This window comes from Rickettsiella endosymbiont of Dermanyssus gallinae, assembly GCF_019285595.1.
GTDB lineage: Bacteria > Pseudomonadota > Gammaproteobacteria > Diplorickettsiales > Diplorickettsiaceae > Rickettsiella_B.
In genome coordinates this window covers 1,016,202-1,035,447 of record NZ_CP079094.1, presented here as the reverse complement: position 1 = coordinate 1,035,447, position 19,246 = coordinate 1,016,202, and the positions used below count along the sequence as shown (strand labels likewise).

Annotated in this window: 23 protein-coding genes; 12 read left to right on the top strand and 11 right to left on the bottom strand. The window is 36.1% G+C overall.

What is annotated here, in order from left to right; translation table 11 throughout:
- Positions 1-15: 15 nt before the first annotated feature.
- Both KX723_RS05150 and KX723_RS05145 read left to right on the top strand, forming a co-directional pair.
- Complete coding sequence (locus tag KX723_RS05150) at positions 16-186, top strand: hypothetical protein (protein ID WP_218813323.1); 171 nt, start codon at positions 16-18, stop codon at positions 184-186.
- Positions 187-283: 97 nt separating this feature from the next.
- Positions 284-2,020, top strand: a complete 1,737-nt coding sequence (locus KX723_RS05145) for a hypothetical protein (RefSeq protein ID WP_218813367.1) — start codon at positions 284-286, stop codon at positions 2,018-2,020.
- A gap of 328 nt (positions 2,021-2,348) precedes the next feature.
- Here KX723_RS05145 and KX723_RS05140 read toward each other — a convergent pair whose 3' ends face one another.
- Genes KX723_RS05140 through KX723_RS05130 form a run of 3 tightly spaced genes read right to left on the bottom strand, consistent with a single transcriptional unit; the run spans position 2,349 to position 3,702 of the window.
- Positions 2,349-2,594: a hypothetical protein gene (locus KX723_RS05140; RefSeq protein WP_218813366.1), complete on the bottom strand. Its 246-nt coding sequence runs from the start codon at positions 2,592-2,594 to the stop codon at positions 2,349-2,351.
- Between the two features lie 34 nt (positions 2,595-2,628).
- A complete protein-coding gene (locus KX723_RS05135) occupies positions 2,629-2,787 on the bottom strand; it encodes a hypothetical protein (RefSeq protein ID WP_218813365.1) in 159 nt (52 codons plus the stop codon).
- 24 nt (positions 2,788-2,811) lie between these two features.
- Positions 2,812-3,702: an Rpn family recombination-promoting nuclease/putative transposase gene (locus KX723_RS05130; protein WP_218813364.1), complete on the bottom strand. Its 891-nt coding sequence runs from the start codon at positions 3,700-3,702 to the stop codon at positions 2,812-2,814.
- 254 nt (positions 3,703-3,956) lie between these two features.
- Between KX723_RS05130 and KX723_RS05125 the strand changes: the two genes are divergently transcribed.
- From KX723_RS05125 to KX723_RS05105, 5 genes are all read left to right on the top strand, one after another.
- Positions 3,957-4,292: a hypothetical protein gene (locus KX723_RS05125; protein WP_218813363.1), complete on the top strand. Its 336-nt coding sequence runs from the start codon at positions 3,957-3,959 to the stop codon at positions 4,290-4,292.
- 392 nt (positions 4,293-4,684) lie between these two features.
- The gene (locus KX723_RS05120; RefSeq protein WP_218813362.1) at positions 4,685-5,251 is read left to right on the top strand and encodes a helix-turn-helix transcriptional regulator; all 567 of its coding nucleotides are present in this window, start codon (positions 4,685-4,687) and stop codon (positions 5,249-5,251) included.
- The gene (locus KX723_RS05115) at positions 5,244-5,918 is read left to right on the top strand and encodes a helix-turn-helix transcriptional regulator (protein WP_218813361.1); all 675 of its coding nucleotides are present in this window, start codon (positions 5,244-5,246) and stop codon (positions 5,916-5,918) included. The genes KX723_RS05120 and KX723_RS05115 overlap by 8 nt, the downstream gene beginning before the upstream one ends.
- A gap of 131 nt (positions 5,919-6,049) precedes the next feature.
- A complete protein-coding gene (locus tag KX723_RS05110) occupies positions 6,050-6,685 on the top strand; it encodes a response regulator (protein WP_218813360.1) in 636 nt (211 codons plus the stop codon).
- A gap of 213 nt (positions 6,686-6,898) precedes the next feature.
- Positions 6,899-7,918 carry an FAD-dependent oxidoreductase gene (locus KX723_RS05105; protein WP_218813359.1) on the top strand — a complete coding sequence of 340 codons (1,020 nt, stop codon included), beginning with the start codon at positions 6,899-6,901 and terminating at the stop codon, positions 7,916-7,918.
- Between the two features lies 1 nt (position 7,919).
- Here KX723_RS05105 and KX723_RS05100 read toward each other — a convergent pair whose 3' ends face one another.
- From KX723_RS05100 to KX723_RS05085, 4 genes are read right to left on the bottom strand one after another with little or no spacing between them, the layout of a single operon-like run.
- The gene (locus KX723_RS05100) at positions 7,920-8,687 is read right to left on the bottom strand and encodes a queuosine precursor transporter (RefSeq protein WP_218813358.1); all 768 of its coding nucleotides are present in this window, start codon (positions 8,685-8,687) and stop codon (positions 7,920-7,922) included.
- 46 nt (positions 8,688-8,733) lie between these two features.
- Entirely contained in the window at positions 8,734-9,483 is a 750-nt protein-coding gene (locus tag KX723_RS05095; protein ID WP_218813357.1) for a VUT family protein, read from the bottom strand.
- Positions 9,470-9,763: a hypothetical protein gene (locus tag KX723_RS05090; protein WP_218813356.1), complete on the bottom strand. Its 294-nt coding sequence runs from the start codon at positions 9,761-9,763 to the stop codon at positions 9,470-9,472. The genes KX723_RS05095 and KX723_RS05090 overlap by 14 nt, the downstream gene beginning before the upstream one ends.
- A 28-nt stretch (positions 9,764-9,791) precedes the next feature.
- Positions 9,792-10,409 (bottom strand): S24 family peptidase, encoded by a 618-nt coding sequence (locus KX723_RS05085; RefSeq protein ID WP_218813355.1) that lies wholly within the window; start codon positions 10,407-10,409, stop codon positions 9,792-9,794.
- A gap of 399 nt (positions 10,410-10,808) precedes the next feature.
- On the opposite strand from KX723_RS05085, the gene KX723_RS05080 reads away from it, so the two are divergent.
- The 5 genes from KX723_RS05080 to KX723_RS05060 all read left to right on the top strand — a co-directional run bounded on the left by KX723_RS05080 (position 10,809) and on the right by KX723_RS05060 (position 15,534).
- Complete coding sequence (locus KX723_RS05080) at positions 10,809-11,732, top strand: phosphotransferase (RefSeq protein WP_218813354.1); 924 nt, start codon at positions 10,809-10,811, stop codon at positions 11,730-11,732.
- An 11-nt stretch (positions 11,733-11,743) separates the two neighbouring features.
- Complete coding sequence (locus tag KX723_RS05075; RefSeq protein ID WP_218813353.1) at positions 11,744-12,889, top strand: PAS domain-containing sensor histidine kinase; 1,146 nt, start codon at positions 11,744-11,746, stop codon at positions 12,887-12,889.
- 23 nt (positions 12,890-12,912) lie between these two features.
- Complete coding sequence (locus KX723_RS05070; protein ID WP_218813352.1) at positions 12,913-13,287, top strand: response regulator; 375 nt, start codon at positions 12,913-12,915, stop codon at positions 13,285-13,287.
- 73 nt (positions 13,288-13,360) lie between these two features.
- Positions 13,361-14,578 (top strand): aminotransferase class I/II-fold pyridoxal phosphate-dependent enzyme, encoded by a 1,218-nt coding sequence (locus KX723_RS05065; protein WP_218813351.1) that lies wholly within the window; start codon positions 13,361-13,363, stop codon positions 14,576-14,578.
- 44 nt (positions 14,579-14,622) lie between these two features.
- Positions 14,623-15,534, top strand: a complete 912-nt coding sequence (locus KX723_RS05060; protein WP_218813350.1) for an aminoglycoside phosphotransferase family protein — start codon at positions 14,623-14,625, stop codon at positions 15,532-15,534.
- Here KX723_RS05060 and KX723_RS05055 read toward each other — a convergent pair.
- From KX723_RS05055 to KX723_RS05040, 4 genes are all read right to left on the bottom strand, one after another.
- Positions 15,523-16,395: a PhzF family phenazine biosynthesis protein gene (locus KX723_RS05055; RefSeq protein WP_218813349.1), complete on the bottom strand. Its 873-nt coding sequence runs from the start codon at positions 16,393-16,395 to the stop codon at positions 15,523-15,525. The genes KX723_RS05060 and KX723_RS05055 overlap by 12 nt on opposite strands.
- Positions 16,396-16,464: 69 nt before the next feature.
- Positions 16,465-17,439, bottom strand: coding sequence for a P-type DNA transfer ATPase VirB11 (gene virB11 / locus KX723_RS05050; protein WP_218813348.1), 975 nt, complete (start codon positions 17,437-17,439; stop codon positions 16,465-16,467).
- A gap of 14 nt (positions 17,440-17,453) precedes the next feature.
- Complete coding sequence (locus tag KX723_RS05045) at positions 17,454-18,518, bottom strand: TraB/TrbI/VirB10 family type IV secretion system protein (protein WP_218813347.1); 1,065 nt, start codon at positions 18,516-18,518, stop codon at positions 17,454-17,456.
- 10 nt (positions 18,519-18,528) lie between these two features.
- Positions 18,529-19,245 carry a TrbG/VirB9 family P-type conjugative transfer protein gene (locus KX723_RS05040; RefSeq protein ID WP_218813346.1) on the bottom strand — a complete coding sequence of 239 codons (717 nt, stop codon included), beginning with the start codon at positions 19,243-19,245 and terminating at the stop codon, positions 18,529-18,531.
- Position 19,246: the final 1 nt, after the last annotated feature.

Here is a 19,246-nt window from a genome sequence, read left to right as displayed (position 1 = left end):
TAGTCGAATCGTACGATGAGACAGGAAAGCATTGTGAAAGCAATGCGAAGTCGAAGAGCCCGCGATAGGCGTGCGTTGACGGGCGAAGCAGGAAACGCATCACGCCGTAAAGTCATTTGTGGGAGGCACGGGCATGAACTCCGAAGGAGTGAGTGCGTGCCGGACGCAGGACGTATCGCGGCCTAATTTCAGTCGCGTCATGCGAACGAATTTCGGGGACACGATGGCCGAAATTCTTCGGGAGCATAGCGACTCACTTGTATTTTTTAAAAGGACATAAATCGTGCCAAGATTTACCCTAATTGAAGTGGTTAATTTTCCTGAACATGCCATTGATCTCATTGCGCTCCCTATTTATCTACAAAGGGGCGTGTATAGACATCGAGATGATATTGATTGTGCAAGCGAAACAGAAATTAAGGAGCTAGTAGAAAACTTAGAATTGCCAGAACCTACTATCACGCGAATGATTGTTGAATATGAAGATATAGGCGATAACAGAAGGCTAATTAATAGCCTTACTGTAAAAAATTATTTTCTTTTAGGTCAACACTACATTCCTTTTAGAAACCCCCGGAGTAGAATCCTTTTGTTCACTCATACTGATCAGGTGGGTAGAATGTATAGCGGCATGTTACCTGCAGAAATGCTGGTTCCTCTATTGCGTGCTAGAGCGAATAGACTTAGGGAACAGCAGCGAGATGATCAAGATATATTGCGTACGAGATTTAATGGACATGTAGCGCAACGACCTAGAATACCTGAAACACCTCCAATCATTACCATTAATTCAGCGCAGAATACGCATATACCCTCTGTGCGTCAGTCAGTTATTGAAGCAATTAAAAAGTTACAAGCACGTTATCAGGGTACATTGAATGAAACAAATAGCATCGATCAACTGGAAGCAATGCTGATAAAACTCAAGCCTAACGCTTTTTATCTGGCTCCTAGCATTATTAGGGGGGCAAAACAGTCTATAAATAGTTTGACTCGAATAGCGTATGAAATTGAGAGCGGTTCTGGGTTAACGGTGAACTATATTACTGCACTGGTTTGGACGGCAATAAATGATAATGATAAGGGGGTGCTTTTAGTTGAAAAAGAGGAGGCTTTAAAACGGCTTGTCTATAACCTATTTGAAATTCAACGCGGCGGTAATCTAGATGAACAGGGAAACGACAATGGCGAAGTTGAGAGCCCCATTTGTTTTCGCGGCACTATTAATAAGCTGGTAGATACACTCCATATTATTCATTCGGATGTACAGATAATCTATGCTTCAAAAGAGTCAGCGTTATTAAAGTTTCCTGCCCTGCTTAGGGAATATGCCATCAATTTTATTAAAAACAGCACTAAAAAAACGATACTATTTGAGCAAATGAAGCGTAATAAAGAGGGCGATGGCTATCCCATACCGGGATCTGTTTTAACAGGCATTAAAGAGGAAGTTGAAAAAAATTTTAAAGATGAATTTAAAGCCTATCTAAGTAATCAAGATCTGGATGAGATTTTTTCCAGTTATGGCTGCGTTAATCTGACAGAAAATAACTTTAATGCCATTAAAATATTTATAGATAAAGAATGCGCAGAAAAAATTGCCGTATTTCGAATGCATATCAATAAATTAAGCGAGCACTTGAGAGCTTCTGATATGGCAGAGAGAAATAAACACGCCATTGAAAGGCTAAATAATGCGCTTACTGATATGTTAGATGGTCTTATGGAGGTTGTTAATAAAGAAGGCGGTGCTGATGAAGGTTATTATGTGATGTTTAAAAGAAATTTTAGCCAACTATTGAATGAGAATGCGCTATTTGCTTCTTCTTCAACATTGGAAATATTACGCCAGCAAACTTTAATGTTGCTCAATAGGCTGATAGAGATTTTAATTGGAAAAAAAATAGCGTCTATTTCGTCTGGAACAGCACTTTTTAAGCAAAAACAAGCGCTACAGCTTAGCTTAAAAACTGATTTTGAATACGCAATAAATCATTTGTCAATTGCCTGTAGTCGCTAATAAGACTAGCAACGCCAACCCGCAAGCGGAGTTAGTGCGGCCTTGCGGGTTTTCTTTATGGGCATTACAATAGCTGCCTTTTCGGGGCGTAGCGCAGCCTGGTAGCGCACCTGCATGGGGTGTATAAGTTTTAAATTAAAAAATTAATAATAATCAACAACTTGCGATATTTTGGTTACTCTATAATGTATCAAGAACAACTACAATCTGCATATAAAGTATCACTTGTTGTTACAAATTTACTACACCACTTGCCAGCATAAATCATGTTCAGTCGCGCAAAAGTCGCGCGCGGAAATTTGCTTGATAGGGTGTATTATTTACAGAGTTAATGCAAGGTAGTTGAAGTATCAAGTCCCTCTACATCACAACCCGTAATGCGTTTAATCTTCTTAGGGGATAGACCTTCTTCTAGCAAGTCTTTGGCTATACGGAGACATACTTTATCGGAGAAAGCTAAAGCGGCACGATCCATTAATTCTAAAAGCGTTTCTTGCTCTTTTTTAGGGTGACCAATTTCGTCAAGAGCTTTTTTTAGTCTCGCGTCAAATGCAGGGTTAAGGGAATAACGCATAGAAAATTTCCTTGTTATTTTATAGATAGAGCTTTTAAGCTAGCTCCATAACTTCCTTTTCAGATAAGCCAGTTAGCCTTTGGACAGCTTGTGGCAGCATGCCTTCAGCTAGGAGATTCTTGGCTATAACAGTGGCCTTGTGGTGTTCACCTTCTTCTCGGCCTTTTTGTTCAAGTAGTTGAGCTGCGTTCATAACGTCCTTGCTATTTTGTAGGGGTTAATGGCTAACCAAATCCATGATTTCCTTTTTAGGTAAACCGGTTAGCTTTTGGACTGCTTGTGGGGACATGCTTGCTTCAGTTAGTAGTTTTTCAGCGATGGCTAATAGCCCCTGCCGTGCTTCTTCTCGGCCTTGCTGTAGACCCTGTTGTTTTAGTTGTTGTGCTGCATTCATGACATCCTCTCGGTAATCTTCGATAGATTTAAGCTTCTCGATAAGCTTATTAACATTGGGCGTTTCACCCTTCAAAAGCATATAATAAACTAATCCATTAAACAAATCATGCTCAGGTTGGATAGATTCCACTAATTTAGCCAGTTTATCAGCAATAGTATCTAAATCTCTGGTAAAGATGTGTTTTTGCACAATTTCTAAGAGAGCGAGTTTCTTGTGCGTATATATCTCTTCATCCGGCATTAGGTTTATATCTATAGCTATGGGGTCATCAAAAAAATGCTCTTTTGCAAATTCCTTGTCTTCAAAGCAATCGATAAGCTTTAAACTATACGGATACGGGCTTCTCCCGTGATAAAAAAGGATAGGTATAACGGCTGGTGCTTTTTTATGTCCTTGGTCAAGATGCTGTTTTATAATACCCAACTTGTAGCGAAACATACGAATAGGCATTAGTTCTTTAGGTGTGCTTTGGTGTTCGACATTGATGTATACGTAACCTTTGTGACCCGCTACCTTTAAAGAATATAAAATATCTGAATGGTGTTGACTTAAGTCATCGTCGACGAATGAACCTGGCTCAATTTTAAGAGTAGAAAAATCACATTTTTTCTTAATTTTTTCCGGTAGATAAGCTTCAAAAAAACTATTAGCTATTTCAATATCACTAAAAAATTTCCTAAAGATGGCATCGTGAGGAGTTGGCGTACTCATTTTTTATTTTCCTTGTTCTTATTTGAGTAACTAAAGTGTATCTAAGAAGGTAAAAAAAGATAATATTCGATTTATATTTTGAATAACAGATTATTTTTTTATATATTTTTTAATAAAAAATGACTGTTGAACAAATTATATATTGACGCTAGTATAAAAATTCATACAGAAGGTGCGTCCCCCAAGGTGAACTAGACCTTGAGGACAAACACAATCTAACAACCTTAATATTAGTATTACTAAGGAGCCAGTTTATGACCGCACGCGTCATTATTTTAAATCAATTTCCTCGTCTAGAACAGTCTGCTCGTGATTATCAGTTTCAAATTAAAGGTTTGATTCGGCAATTAAAAGAACTTATAGATGCAGCGACTAATCTTTTATTTCCGATACAAGTTAAATATAACTCTAGCGATAATCTATTAAAAAGTGGCAAGATCGATCTAATGGATATTAAGGAATTACATAAACTTTATTCTAAAAAGTTGATTGGATTAGAAGCGAGCGTGACCGCGCTAATCTCTCGTAAAAGAAAGCTAAATCAACGCTATCAAGATTCTTTCAGTCTATTGTTAAAAAAGAGGGGTTAAATATCAGTCCCCTCAACTTAGCATTGAGGGGACTATTTAAATCCGTATTGATTTCCTAACCGCCAAACCCCCGTGAAGGGGGGACAGCTACACAGGTGCTACGAACACCCTATCACTGTCTGGCCATTATCGGAGTGACCCGAAAATGACTATGAAAAGCTTAAATCGTTTTGCTGTTCTAAGCAAACTTAAAAATGTCAATATCCTGTTTTTGGAACTCCTGAAATTGGAATTCCAGTTTCAGGAGTTCCAAATTAAGGAATTACATATAAGTTTTTATCTATTCATAATAATTCTATCTAAAATAAAAATAGGATTAGGATGCGTGATGTATAGATATATTTTATTTTTAGTGTATCGCTGCACTAACTCTCAATTACGTGGGAGTTAATATGGCTCACGGTAAAAATAGAGAATTAGCTTGGTATAAGACCCTCATAGATCAAGAGCAATTTCTTAATTCTCAAGCTAAATTATCTCTTATTAAAAGAGGAGTTGATAAGCCTACAGATTTACAATTACGTCTAGAAACATTATTGCTTTCACATAAAAGCCTAAAAAATACTGTTTTTTTAGGTAACCTTTCAGAAAAAGAGCTTATTTGCCTTACTTTGACGGCATGGGGAGTAGAGGCGAAAGAAATAGCAGCCATGTTGTATATAGAGAAAGACTCTGTGCATAAAATTCATGCCAGAATCTGTAAAAAATTAAATGCAAAAAATGTTCCTAATGCCGTATTTAAAGCAGATGAAGCAGAATTTTTAACTATAGATAATATCGATTATATTGTCGATTTTATCCTAGAGTTCAAAAATAAAAATAAATATTTATCCAAAATAAATAAAGAAACGACAGTCAATAAGATTGACGATCTAAGAAATAATACCCAGCCATCCTACTCTAATAATAATGACTTTATAAGCGATACTACTTTACCCTCCAGGAGTCATCATGAGTAATGATATTAGCAAAGATGATATTTATAAACAGATAATGGAAATGCCAGAGCATAGCCATTATGCTAAAGACCTTAATTTTAGTTATATCGCTGATGGTTGTAATGAATCAACAGCAAAATATGCTGATGTTGATTCTCCTAAAAATTTACATGGAAAAACGGATTTTCAGTTAATTTGGGCTGATACTTCAGCAGAATCATTTATAAAAGGTGATATAAAAACATTAAGAGGAAGGCCTCAAGTTGGAGAAAAGGAGTTAGTACATGTATTTAATGGAATCGATGAATTTTTAATTACAAAAACGAAATTATTTAATAACAAAGGGGAAGTGAGGGGTATTATTGGGAGTAGCGTACGTCTTGTTGGGCTTGGAGTAACTGAAATAAAGGGGAAAATTGATATTGAAAAAAGAAGATTAAATTTAGGAAAGGCTTTTAACTACCAAAATTTAACGATAAGACAAACTGAAGTTTTTAAGGAATTAATGGAAGGGCATTCTACAGAAGAAATAGCTATTAAATTGAATCTTAGACCTGGAACAATAAGATTTATTATCAAAGAATTGCAAAGTATAACGGGATGCAGATCTTTATATTCTCTAATAATTACGGCTGTAAAATATGGCTGGCAGTATTTAATGAAAGATTACATTTTTTTTAAAAAATAAATTTAATAAATACACTAATTAACACTATATATTATAACAAAAAAGAATAATATTACCACCTGGCAGTGTTTTTAATTTTTTATACATTTCATAATTCTTTCTCTAATGAACATTCCTCAAAGGAGATGAAAATGAATAAAAAACAAGAACAAGAAACTATAGAAATACAGGTGACTAAAAAAGCCTTATTGATAGAAGATCATGAAATTATTCAAAAAATAGTAATGAATCGATTAGAAGAATTAGGCTATGACGTAGAGCTTGCTCAAAATGCAACCCGGGCTATAGAGTTATTAGAAAAAAAATCTTATTCGCTCATTGTAACGGATATCGGACTGCCAGATAAGTCCGGAACTGAGGTTATAGAAAAAGCGCGTCTGCACGAACTAAATCAAGGCACTCCACTTATTGTGGTAACTGCACATGCTAACGAGTCTGATAGGGAAGCTTACCTTGAGTTCGGTGCTGATGATGTTTTAGTTAAGCCCAGTGACTTAGAAACTTTGAGAGAAAGTATTCAATCTTGCCAATTAACTCCGTCTTATGAAAGAAAATTACATTATAAAATGAGGGTTTGTATTTCTGACTTTCATGAAAACCTAATAATCCCTGAAACAAAGGATGAATTTCAATTATTTATTGACCGCTTGAAGGTCACTTCAGATCAAGGCTTAAAGATTTTACAAGAATATCGATTATGGATTGATTTTGAAAACTTAAAAGACACTATTAGTAAGGAGGAAGAAAGTAGAAAAATGCTAGCGTAGCCGACATAATATATTATTGGTTTGGTACTCAGCAATGTAACCGAACACATCAAGCTAAATCTTAATATTTAGCTTGATGTACTGTCGCTACCCCCAATGAGTTGTGTAGAATTTATTAACATCAATTTAATAAATAATAAACAGAATTATTTTATATTGCATTTAAATTAATGAAATGCGTATCATATATTCTTTACACAAAAGGGGGTTTTTTTGAAACATAAAGTTGCAGTTGTGGGTGCTGGCATCATTGGAATGACCAATGCAGTTTGTCTTTTACAAGAGGGCTTCTCGGTTACCATTTTTACTAAAGATAAACCACTTGAAACAAATTCAGATGCGGCTGTAGCAACCTGGTATACGCCTGGTGATTCTAAGCCGATTTTACATAAATATTGTTTAGAAAGTTTAACTAAATTTAATGAATTAATAGAGTCGGAAACTTATTCCGGTGTGAAAAAAATTCCAATCATCCTGTACTTTAAAGGAGAAGAAGACTTTATAAACAGTGTTTGGGCAAAAGAACCCCTGAGAACATTAATTAATCTTACTGAGCCGCCGGCTGATCAGGCAAAAATACCAGGATTCCCCTTTTCAGTGATGGTGCATAATCCTCTTATAGACCCTACTATTTATCGGCCTTATATGCTGAAAAAATTTGAAGCATTGGGTGGGACGCTTAAAATAGAAAAAGTTGATTCTTTAACCGAGCTGACCGATCTGTATGACATTGTTGTGAACAGCGCAGGATGGGAAGCTAAATATCTAACTCATGATCCTTTGATATACCCAGCTCGAGGGCAAACAGAAACAATGAAAGTTCCTCAAGGTTTAGGAAATGGTTATTCTCTAAACGTTGAAGCGGTGGATGCTTATGTTGTTTTTCGTCCTTTAAGTGAGGATTGTGTTATTGGGACGACCTATCAAGTAGGTGATTGTGACAGAGCGGTAAGAGAAAGTGATAAAAAAGCAATTTTTCAAAAAGTTTCTGCTTTTTTTCCTTATGTTAAAGATAAGAATATGGAGGCAACCTCAAAAGCGGGTATTCGTTGTGGAAGACCTGAGGTGCGGATAGAGGGAGAGGAAGTAAATAATGCTCAGGGTAAACAATCGCTCATTGTGCATTGCTATGGGCATGGAGGCACTGGGTATAGTGCTTCTTGGGGTAGCGCAGATGAAGTGTTGAAGCATTGCATGTCGTTTTCTCCCACGATGAAGCCAGCTTTTCGGTAAATTAATTTTCTTCTGAGTTATTATCTTTTTTACGATACTGAATATTAAGGCTAAAAGGATTAAAGTCTGTTTTTGTATCGTAAATATCTAAGTTTTCAATAATTTTAGTATGTTTTGCTAGTCGTATTGCAAAGGGTAAAAGTAATAACTCAATAGAAACCATAAAAGCCCAAGAACTAAGTATATGATGGATGAAGTCATTGAGGTTAGGTATCAAGCCATAAAAAGCAATGGGCGCATACACTAATTCGTTGAAGACGTAAGCTGTCAACGTAGCGCTAATAAATCGAAGTCCCATATATTTACCGTCAAGCAAAATTTTTAGCTTGGCGACTAAATAGGAATTAACCATTTCTGTTATACAATAGCTTAGTATGGCCGCTACGATAATACGATTATTAACATATAAGAAAGAGGTTAATGCTTCTTTCTCTGTGGAATAGGGGGAGAGGAAAGCAACAACAAATTCACCATAGAATAAAAAAATTAAATAAAATAATATAGCAGACCAAACAGCAATTCTTGCATTTTTATATCCATACACTTCAGTAATGATATCAGAAAACAAATAAGTTAATGGAAATACGATGGAGCCTGCACCTGTTGATACCCCTAGTATTTTTATTTGGCGAGGATCAAACCAATTAGAAGCGAAAAATACCATGATATAGCATAGAATTAAAAACCATAGGTACTTAGGTTGGATTATTAATTTTTTATTGTGATTGCTTAATCTTTTATTGTGATTGCTTAATCTTCCTAACATCATGGCTAGTGATCCTCCATTTAATTCTTCCTTTTTTAAGGGAAGCTATTTACTGGCTATTATTGCCAAATTTATTATCATCATAGGTATAATTTACTTCAAGTGAAAATAGGTTAAATTGCGTATTGGTATCGTAAATATCCATTTTTTCAAGTTGTTTGATTTTTTCAGTAAGATAAACAGCGACTGATAATCCAATAATTAAGGTTATTCCAGCAAAAAGGATTATTGGCGGCAATTCAGTAGAGATTAGTGGGCTATAAATTTTTATTAGACTGAAAACAATTCCACTGATAATAAGCGATACACTAGAAGTTAAGAGGAACCTTAATTTTATGTGGTATCCATTCATACCGAGTTTTAATTTTGCTATAAAAAATAGATTGAAAGACTCGGCTATAAAATAACTTATAACTGAGGTAAAAACACTTTTTAAATAGGTAATAATGACTATATCGAACAATGGGTTATTTTTAGAGTAACTTGGATATGGCATGTAAATAACACATAGTCCATAGAGAATAAAAAATACGTTGAATAGAAGTGCACACCAAGCAGCGCGCCGCGCATGTTTATAGCCGTAAATTTCCGTAATGAGATTAGATAGCAGAAAAATGATGGGAAAAATTAACAAACCAGCATTAAGTGTTAATCCCCCTAAAGAGATAGTACAAATTATGAACCAATTACTTAAAAGGCTGGCCATTGAGTAAGTAAGTGTTATAAACCATAACAATCTAGGGCTAAATTCGATAATATCTTCGTTGCTTTTATTGTTATTTTTCTTAGGATTTATCAATGGGAGGCTCCTCAAATGAGATAGTTAAGCCCTTAGCGAGTGCTTTACCGGCTGCTAATCCAAGTTTTTCACGTTCATCCTTATGTAATTGTTTAAAATGGCTGTTGTTGAATTTATCCCAGGGTTCTTGGAATGAATGCCTTTTAAATGGGATTGTATTCGTAATAATGAGTTTATTTTTTTTTATTTTTACACTATTAGGTCTAATTTCGTCCTTATTTATCCCAAGATAATTACATAGTAACTTGTCTAATCTTTTTAATAATATTTTAAATACCATAACTCTCCGTGGTTAGGTTTAAAAGTCACTAAGTTTTGGCATTTATTTGAATGATAACACCTATAATAGTGTGTAGTTTAGCGGACAGAATGACAGGTTTGGTCGTATTATCGATAGATTTAAGCCATTTTTTATTATGTTCGATGCATAATTTTCGTATTAATATTTTTTGATGGTTTTCCATTTTGACAGCCACTAAATTTTCATTTTCTGGTTTTTGTTCTATATCAACAATAAAAAGAGAATCTTTTTTGAAAAAATATTTTATTTCTTCGTCTGATAATAAAACAATCGCCTTTTTAGGGCTAGTTGTTAGTTTAATAGGAATCATTCCTATTTTTTCCGAATTAATAGCACTAAAGGAATAAAGAGGTAATTTTACTTCATCACAGAAAGAAGTTAGTTTTTGTTTCTTGAGGCTTATTTCTGAGGTTTCCTCTAGACCCATTAACAGGTCATTAATGGTGATGTCGAATCCGTCAGTTTTAAAAAACTCTACAATCTTAGATAAGGTATCGATCCTGGGGTTTTTGACCCGTTTACTGGGATGATGATGTATCAATTTAAGTAATACGGAATGAGGCATGTTGAGCATTTTTGCGAGTTGATAGAGCGTGAAATTGATGCCATCACGCGTTGATTTCATTTGCATTAACGCTTTTATCGTCACATGTATCTTATTAGCTCTAATATCCACTTTCTATACTTTAACTTCTTTTTTATATAAAAAACTTCTCTTTATCTTGACTATGTTCTTTAAGGAACATAATATAACTACAAAAATATAACACTTATTTAACTATAGAGTTTACTTAAAATTTAAAAAATTTTACATCAGTTAGATCTGCTTTCACAGAAAATTTATAATAAAAAATTGAAATGGAATTACAAAAAAAAGAAACAGTACGGCAACCAATTATCTATGCCTTATTAATCAAAGATGAAGTGGCTGGCCGAAAAATATTGCATGTTCAATTATCCCAACTAGGTTATCAAGTTGAAATAGCAAAAGCTTTCCCATTCTGTACCACGAGAAGGCGCTAGTATGATAAGAAAATGGCAAGCAGATATAGAGATAAACGAAGCTCAGGTGAGAAAATGCTTAGAGGTACAATTTCCTGCTCTTCTTTTGAGAAAAGTGTGTTTTCTAGGTGAAGGTTGGGACAACCGTGTTTTTTTAGTTAATCAATCCATTATTTTTCGTTTTCCTAGGCGGCGTGTTGCTGGTGAGCTGATTAACAGGGAAAACCATATCTTAAAACAGCTTGCCCATTTCTTTTCATTGCAAATCCCTACACCACTTTTTGAAGGTAAGCCAACACAGGATTACCCTTATTCGTTTCAGGGATACCCGTGTATTAAAGGGGCATCAGTGGGTGAAGCCACACTCACAGAAAAAGCGTTGCTTAACAGTTTAAAGCCACTTGCACTGTTTTTAAAGCAACTGCATTTTTTTGATGAAAACCAAGCCTTAATGATGGGGGCTAAGTCACAGCTATTTGACAAAACAGAGAAAGGTAGAATAATTGCCCTTTTACGGGATAGGGCAGAGCAACTTATTTTACTTGGATATCCCATCGATAAAAAGCAAATCCAAGCAGAAATAGATGGTATTCGATCAATACGCTTATCTGACGTTAGGTGTTTAGTGCATGGGGACTTATATTTTAAGCACTTAATTTTTCATCAAGAACGATTAAAAGGTATTATTGATTGGGGCGATGTGGGTATCAATCATCCCGTTGTTGATTTAGCTATTATTTGGGGACTTTATCCTAAGAAATATCATGCTCATTTTTTTGATATTTATAGGCCGGTCGACTCGAATATTTGGCAATACGCACGTTTTTTGGCTATTTATATGGCAATAACATTGATTCTTTATGGCCTTGATATTAATGAGAAACAATTAGTTTCAGAGGCTAGCGCAAGTATTCAAAGGATAAATTATAAATTAATAAAAAATTAAAAGGAGTATCTATGTCAGAGAAAAAGACTGTTGATCCGATAGCCACTAACATTATTGCAAATTCACCTGGATTTATTTATTGGAAAAATAAAAAAGGTCAATACATGGGTTGTAACAATGAGCTTGCTAGAATTTCGGGGTTAAATGATAGAAGCGAAATAGTGGGAAAGACAGATGATGATTTTGAGTGGGGAAAGGGGCAAGCTGAGCAATTTAGAGCCGCCGACCTTGAGGTAATGCATGATAAATGTGTGAAGGTTTATGAAGATAGGATGCCAATAAAAAAACCAGATGGGCATTATCTCTACATTAGAACTGAAAAAAGACCTTTGTATGAGGATGGAAAAATTATAGGGGTAGTTGCTAATGCTTTTGATATTACCGATCAAAAAGTTCTTGAGGAAAAGCTAAAGGAGCAAAAAGAGATTTCTGAACAGGCAAATCTAGCAAAAACTGAGTTTATTAGAAATATAGAACATGATATTAGAACCCCTTTTAATGGCATTTGGGGTGTAATTCATTTGTTATGGGAGCAGGAAACTGATCCTTTTAAAAAAGAATTATTAGGTGATGTTACTCAGTGTGCAAAAGAATTTTTAGATTATTTCAATGAGATGTTTGATTTTTCCAAGATTTCATCGGGTTTATTCCCTGTAATGGAAAAGAAGTTTAATTTACAGAAACTTTTAGATAGTGTCTTAAAAATGGAAATGCCAGCGGCTAAAAATAAAAATTTGCCTTTGTCTTCTTACCTGTCCAAAGATTTACCACAGATTGTTATGGGCGACCACTATCGCTTGTGTAGATTGCTTATTAATCTTGTCAGTAATGCTATTAAGTTCACTAAAGAAGGTCAGGTATCTATTCATGTAAAATTGCTCAACAAAACAGATGATTCCTACCTTATTCGTTTTACGATCAAAGATACTGGAGAGGGAATACCACTCGAACAGCAAAATCATATTTTTGAAAAATTTTCTCGCTTATCACCTTCTAATAAAGGTCTGTATAAAGGTTCAGGACTAGGGTTAGGGATAGTGAAACAGTTTATAGAAGAAATGAAAGGAGAAATTGATTTGAAAAGCAAGTTGGGTGAAGGTACAGAGTTTATTTGTACTATACCTTTTAAAATTCCATTGACTAACGATTTTGCATGAAGCATTAGGATGTAATAAGAATTATGAGTATTAAGTTATTAGTAGTTGAAGATGATTTAATGGCTAGAATAGTGGCTAAGTCTATCTTAACTCAATTAGGTTATGAGTTTGATATAGCTGAAAATGGCGAAGAAGCTATGGAGTTATTTAAAAAAAATAAATATGATTTTGTCTTCATGGATATAGGTCTACCGGGTATGAGTGGTATTGATGCAACAAGAAAACTACGCGAGCTTGAAAAAACTGGAAATTCAGTCCCTATCGTTGCACTGACAGCACATGCTGAAGAGTCTTATAAAACCTTGGGCTTAGAGGCAGGTATGCAAGAATTTGTATTAAAACCTTTAACTAAGGAAGTCGCGCAGGCTATCATTAATAAATATGTGAAAAAACAATGAGTTAAGTTAATCTTCCATTTTTGTCGATTAATATATTACTATAGGAGAAAATTATAATTATAAAAGGGTAGCCATGGTTTATAAAAATTGGATGCAAGCTAAGATTGTGCAATCCAATTATTTCCAAGATATCGCATTTGATGAAATTAATCATTTGCTATTCGTAAAAAGAAAGGGGAAGGAAGTTACATTAACCTGTGGAACCTCTCTCATTGAGTTTGTATCTTGTTCTTATTTGGGTTTAGATCAAGATAAAAGGCTTATTAAACACAGTAATGATCATTTAGATGAATTGGGTATTGCCTTTTCTTGTGCGCGCACCCGTATGCAGCCTGCCATTTGTTCTGAACTCGAATTTCTTCTTAAAAAGATTTATTGCGGTGCCCATCCTATTGTGTTTCCTACGATTCACATGGCGCATTTAGGATTTTTTCCTGTCTTGGGATCAGGTCAAATGCCCAGCTTTCCCGTGGTAGGGAAGGGTTTTGTTTTTTTAATTGACAAAACTGCTCATTCCTCTATCCAAATTAATCGCGGCTTGCTGGAGCAGTTTGGTAAAGTCATTATAGTCGATTGCAAAGATCAGCAGCATTTGGAAGATACATGCAAAAAAATTCAACAAGGCGCTTATACGGCCGTTATTATTGCTGATGGTATCGGTTCTATGGGTGGGATAGTACCTATTAAGTTTCTACTTGAGTTAGCGGAACGATATAAGGGATATGTTTATCTCGATGACGCACACGGCAGCTCTATTCATGGTAACCACGGAGCGGGATATGCGCTAAAATGTTTAGATTATCAACTTCATCCCCGTTTGATTCTTGTTAATTCATTAGCAAAAGGTTTCGGCGTATTGGGTGGTGTATTATTATTTGAAAACAAAGAAGATGCTGATTTTATAAAGCGCTTTGCACCTACTTATGCCTTTTCGGGACCTTTATCCCTCTCAGTGGTTAATGCGGCGGTGGCTTCAGCAAAAATTCATTTATCGGAAGAAATACACCGTTTACAGGATGAACTATGGGATAATGTGAATTATTTTGATTCGTTACTCGATAAAAACTGTATTAATGCAAATATATTAGCTCCTTTTCGCGGGATTCTAGTAGGGGATGAGTTGAAAGCCATTGAATGTACAAAAAAACTTAAACAAAGAGGGTTCGCTGTCACGGCTGCAATGTATCCTACAGTAGCTAAGGATCAGAGCTTATTACGGATTGCAATTTCAGCCGCGCATAGTAAACAGGATATTTCTTTGCTTTGCCAAAATATTAAGGAGATTCTTTAATTTTTCAGTATGTGGCATAAAAACTCCTTAAAAATTAAATCGTTATGGAAAAACACAATCTTTTACAACCTCTGCATCTTCCAAAAGAATTGGTCAGAAATATTCTTAATATCTATAGACTAGTGGGGAAAGAATGGTTAGATAATTTACCTGACTTATTGTCTTATTATGCTAAAAAATGGCAATTGACGGTTAAAGATTGTTTCAATAATGCGAACTTTAATGTTGTGGCCGAAGTGATTTTGGACAATGGTCGTTCTGCCATTTTAAAATGTGGTGTTCCTAGCAAAGAATTTATGAATGAAGTAGCTGCACTTCAGCATTTTAATGGCGTAGGGTCTGTAAAATTATTGGATGCAGAAGCGGGTGCAGGTATTATGTTATTGGAAAGGCTTATACCAGGCACTTTGTTAGAAGAGATTCCTGATGAAACACAACGTGTAATAAGCAGTGTAGAACTCATAAAAAAATTGCATAGACCCTGCCAAGAGACTGCTGTATTTCCTAGTCTAGCCGATTGGTTTCGAGGGTTTCAGCGTCTTTTTCAATATTTCCAGGGTGGAACAGGGTTTTTTCCTAAGCAGTTAGTTGAACGTGCAGACGCTATTGGCCAAGAGTTATTAATGTCGATGGGTTCTACTGTATTGCTACATGGGGATTTGCATTACGGTAATATTTTATTATCAGATGAGTATGGTTGGCTAGCGATTGATCCCAAAGGCGTGATAGGTGAACGTGAATATGAAATTCCTTTCCCTCGCTTGAAGGGTGAAATTAATGAAAGCCTTATTAAGCGCCGATTAGACCAATTCATAGAGATATCTGGATTTGATAAATCACGTGTGTTGGGCTGGGCTTTTTGCAAAGCAGTATTAGCGGCCTGGTGGTCATTTGAAGATCACGGTGAGGTTTGGCAACCTTTTCTAACGTGTGCCGAAATAATATCAAAGCTTTGAAAAATAAGCTTGCCCTTTAATCTCAATATTCTTCTTTGAAATAGAAATAAAGATTTGGCTGGGACTCTCTAAATTAGCACCTTGCTCTATGGTAAAAGAACCTTCTGATTGCTTACGATTAATACATAATAATTGGCCTAATGTCGCTGCTGCCGTACCCGTAGCAATATCCTCTTGATGACTGAATAAAGGATTAAAATTACGCCCTACATAATCAGCGTTGGGGTTCTCTGTATCATCAGAATAGGCATAAACGCCATTAATCGCGTTTGTTTTGCACCACTGAGAAATTAAATCTAATTCAGGTTTCATACCGAATAAAGCTGCTCTATTAATAATCGGGACAAATAGCTTAGGGCTTCCTATAGATGCGACAGTACAAGGCAAATTTTTAGCGACTGAATCTGTATCGATATTTAACATCGCACTAATAGCAGAAAAATCTATAGGGGTACTTAATACTTTTCCTTTATTTTCCAGCGACATGGACACCAAGTCGTTATCGAATTTCACATCAATTTTAATATTATTTTTGTAGGTATAAATATTAGGGCGCTGATTAACATTGGATTTAAATAGGTAAAAAACTGCTCCCAGCGTACCGTGACAGCATAGCGGAAGTTCTTCTTTGGTTGCAAAGAATCGTAAAAGATATCGATCTTTATCTGGTATGATATAGACAGTCTCTGGCAGATTTAGTTCCGTTGCCGTTTTTTGCATAGCTTCTTCACTAAGTGTAATCACGCAGTCCACTATTGCACAGGGATTCCCACCACGATTACCTACTGAGAATACATTAATGATTTTAGGATTAATGGGAATACTTAGAACTCCTTTAAATAGGGCAGAAAGATAGAGCACTACATCGTATAATAATTTAAATTTCCTATCAATAAAGCTAATAATTTATTGGTAGGAGAGCAGTTTTCCCTATGGCCTATTATCAAAATAAATCTCGGCTATTTCTACAAACCTTCCTGGATGAGTGCTGCGTTTTAGCTGGATAACGATAGGGATAATGGATTGAATATAACCCCGTAAGTTTTCCTCAGCCGATGTTGAACGCGCTTGTTGCATCATAAAAACGAGCTGATCAAAACAACCTTGCGGGGTATCGGCATGTACCGTGCTGATACTGCCTGGATGGCCACTATTAGCGGCTCTCAGAAACGACCACGCCTCTGTGCCACGTAACTCAGACAATAGAATTCGATCGGGTCTTAGGCGTAAACAGGCTTTAAATAATTTCTCTGCTGTGATGGTTTGATCGTCTTCATTAAACAATAAATGCACGGTATTGGGCTGATTAACCTTGACCTCGCGCGTATCTTCTAGCGTAATCAACCGTTCTGTCTCTGGAATCAATTTTAAACACGCATTCAGAAATGTGGTTTTACCTGTGCCGGTTCCGCCACTAATGATCATATTTTTTTTGGTTTTTATGGCTACTTTTAAAAAACCAAAAATGTCTTTATTGGCGTGCAATGTTTTTAGTAAGTCTGTTGTTCGTGCATACGTACTCTCATTGGCAGCGGTATATTGGTCAAAAACCCCACTGGCTTGATAGTCTTGTAAACTCATATCACGCCGTGAATGACAGCGAATTGAAAAAATAATTTTGTTTTTTTCACAAGCAGGCGACATCACACATTGTACTCGTTCGCCGGTGGGTAAATAACCGGAGATTAAAGGATAAGGGAATTGTTTATGATTAAATTCCGCAATCAGATTTGCTAAAGTTTCAAGAAAACCAGGTTCGAGAGCTTCTATGGTGTATCGGTTAAATTTCCCCTTTTCTTCAACAAATACTGCACCTGGCTGATTAATACACACTTCGGTAACGCCGTTGGTTTGCAAACAGGGTTGTAACGGTGCTAAGTATTTTTCTAAGGCTTTAGTAGACATTGGTTTTTTATTGGTTAAAAAATATTCATTTTAGAATGCGCGGTTTTATTAACCGCACTAAAATCTAGATCATGCGCCACAAATACTTGGATCGGGCTGCCTTGATTAACCCATAGGGTTGGTGGAATCATACCGGCCTGTAGCGTTTGCTGAGCTGTTTGGTTGAAACTATTGGCTATCGCCATGCGGTAAGCCTGTGAAGCGTTATACGACGCGTTACTATCCACACCGACATTCGATGTGCCGACCCCTAAGATCGAAAGCAATGCCGTTGTACCAAACTGTTGCCAGAAATGATGATTAATTGTATCGGCTGACATCCCAGCCATTCCAAGTGAATCCACACCAGGCGAAGCCAGATTTAAGCTAATACCGTCCGGTGTCATTAAACGCGTCCATACCACAAAAACTCGTGATTGGCCTTGCAGCATGCCGCTTTTATATTGACCAATTAAACGACTACCTGGTGGTATTAATATTTGCGATCCATCCTCGGCATAAACCGGCTGATCAATCGTTGCTCTTAAATTACCTGGTAAATCAGAATTGATCGCGGTTTCTAAAATGGCATGGATCATATGTCCTTCAGCAATTAACTGATTTAAAGAACCCATTTTTGTTGCTTTAACACGTTGATTGGAAGCGGTACTGGCTTGTTGTAAAAACTGACGGTTAGCATCCATTTCTCCCGCATTCACTGTTTTATCGGATTTGACGGTATGACTATGATCATTACTTGCTTGATTTTGATTAAATGTCATCATCGGTGCGGCTAAGCGCTGTTGTAATTCTTTTTGTTTTTCTTCCAATAAAGCGAGTTGTTGTTCTGATAATGGCTTTGTTTCGGTTGAATAGGATTTTTCTTTTGGTTTTTCTGGTTGGGTACTTGGTGTGGTGTAGCTTTCTTCTACTGAAAATTCGCTTTTAGGCGTTGTTTTTTTAGCATTAAAATAAAAATGCGTCACTAATAGCAGTAACAGTCCACCGAGAATAACCAGCAGTACCCGTTTTTTACCGGCTGGTTCTGTAATCTCGGGTAATCCTTCAGAGGAGGGTGTTTGTGAGGTTGGTTTTACCATCGTGTTATTCCTATTGCCCATCACCTAGAAGGGCATCGTTATAAACACTGGTTACATAACGTCCACTGCGTAAGGTAAATTGCTCGGCAGTGGTATTAACAATGACGTAGTTTCCTTTCACGTGGTAATTAACAAGCGTCTCTTTACGTTTTTTATCCACCACAAAAATAGCCGGCAAACTACTTTTGAAACGAAAGTAAGTAAATTGACCGTTACAATCAAAGGTTTCAATCGGTGCTAGACGTTCATCACCTGTAAAACTATATTCCCAGTTGATTTTGGTAGGATCGCACATGCCCACCGCATTACTTTGCCCCTTATTGTCATAACCTGCCACCGGATAGTTAAATTTTAATTGATAGGTGGGTAAAATCTTTGCATCGTTGGCATCTAATTGAAAGTTATAGCTATTGGCATTGGTTAGTACGGTCATATTGGTTTTAGAGGCCGCTGTCGGTTTGATAAACAAATTATTTTTAACCGATACCACTTGCCAGGCTAAACTATCGCCAATAGATATATTTTGTACTTCCTCCTCCGGTGCAAAAACGATTTGTGTTTGGTAACCATACGCGCCATGAATCATCACTACATTATTGGGATCATAATTGACTGTTTTTACATGCCTGTCCGCCGCAACGGATCGAGGCAATAAAGCGGCCTGTACAAAATTCATGTGTCCCATCATGCATGAGATAAAAACAAACAGACTTATTTTTTTATTCATA

Bases quoted from the DNA above. Each gene is read 5' to 3' on its own strand.
- KX723_RS05150 (WP_218813323.1), top strand. From the start codon at position 16: ATGAGACAGGAAAGCATTGTGAAAGCAATGCGAAGTCGAAGAGCCCGC.
- KX723_RS05140 (WP_218813366.1), bottom strand. From the start codon at position 2,594: ATGCGTTATTCCCTTAACCCTGCATTTGACGCGAGACTAAAAAAAGCT.
- KX723_RS05135 (WP_218813365.1), bottom strand. From the start codon at position 2,787: ATGAACGCAGCTCAACTACTTGAACAAAAAGGCCGAGAAGAAGGTGAA.
- KX723_RS05130 (WP_218813364.1), bottom strand. From the start codon at position 3,702: ATGAGTACGCCAACTCCTCACGATGCCATCTTTAGGAAATTTTTTAGT.
- KX723_RS05125 (WP_218813363.1), top strand. From the start codon at position 3,957: ATGACCGCACGCGTCATTATTTTAAATCAATTTCCTCGTCTAGAACAG.
- KX723_RS05120 (WP_218813362.1), top strand. From the start codon at position 4,685: ATGGCTCACGGTAAAAATAGAGAATTAGCTTGGTATAAGACCCTCATA.
- KX723_RS05115 (WP_218813361.1), top strand. From the start codon at position 5,244: ATGAGTAATGATATTAGCAAAGATGATATTTATAAACAGATAATGGAA.
- KX723_RS05110 (WP_218813360.1), top strand. From the start codon at position 6,050: ATGAATAAAAAACAAGAACAAGAAACTATAGAAATACAGGTGACTAAA.
- KX723_RS05100 (WP_218813358.1), bottom strand. From the start codon at position 8,687: ATGATGTTAGGAAGATTAAGCAATCACAATAAAAGATTAAGCAATCAC.
- KX723_RS05090 (WP_218813356.1), bottom strand. From the start codon at position 9,763: ATGGTATTTAAAATATTATTAAAAAGATTAGACAAGTTACTATGTAAT.
- KX723_RS05085 (WP_218813355.1), bottom strand. From the start codon at position 10,409: ATGAAATCAACGCGTGATGGCATCAATTTCACGCTCTATCAACTCGCA.
- KX723_RS05080 (WP_218813354.1), top strand. From the start codon at position 10,809: ATGATAAGAAAATGGCAAGCAGATATAGAGATAAACGAAGCTCAGGTG.
- KX723_RS05075 (WP_218813353.1), top strand. From the start codon at position 11,744: ATGTCAGAGAAAAAGACTGTTGATCCGATAGCCACTAACATTATTGCA.
- KX723_RS05070 (WP_218813352.1), top strand. From the start codon at position 12,913: ATGAGTATTAAGTTATTAGTAGTTGAAGATGATTTAATGGCTAGAATA.
- KX723_RS05065 (WP_218813351.1), top strand. From the start codon at position 13,361: ATGGTTTATAAAAATTGGATGCAAGCTAAGATTGTGCAATCCAATTAT.
- KX723_RS05060 (WP_218813350.1), top strand. From the start codon at position 14,623: ATGGAAAAACACAATCTTTTACAACCTCTGCATCTTCCAAAAGAATTG.
- virB11 (WP_218813348.1), bottom strand. From the start codon at position 17,439: ATGTCTACTAAAGCCTTAGAAAAATACTTAGCACCGTTACAACCCTGT.
- KX723_RS05045 (WP_218813347.1), bottom strand. From the start codon at position 18,518: ATGGTAAAACCAACCTCACAAACACCCTCCTCTGAAGGATTACCCGAG.
- KX723_RS05040 (WP_218813346.1), bottom strand. From the start codon at position 19,245: ATGAATAAAAAAATAAGTCTGTTTGTTTTTATCTCATGCATGATGGGA.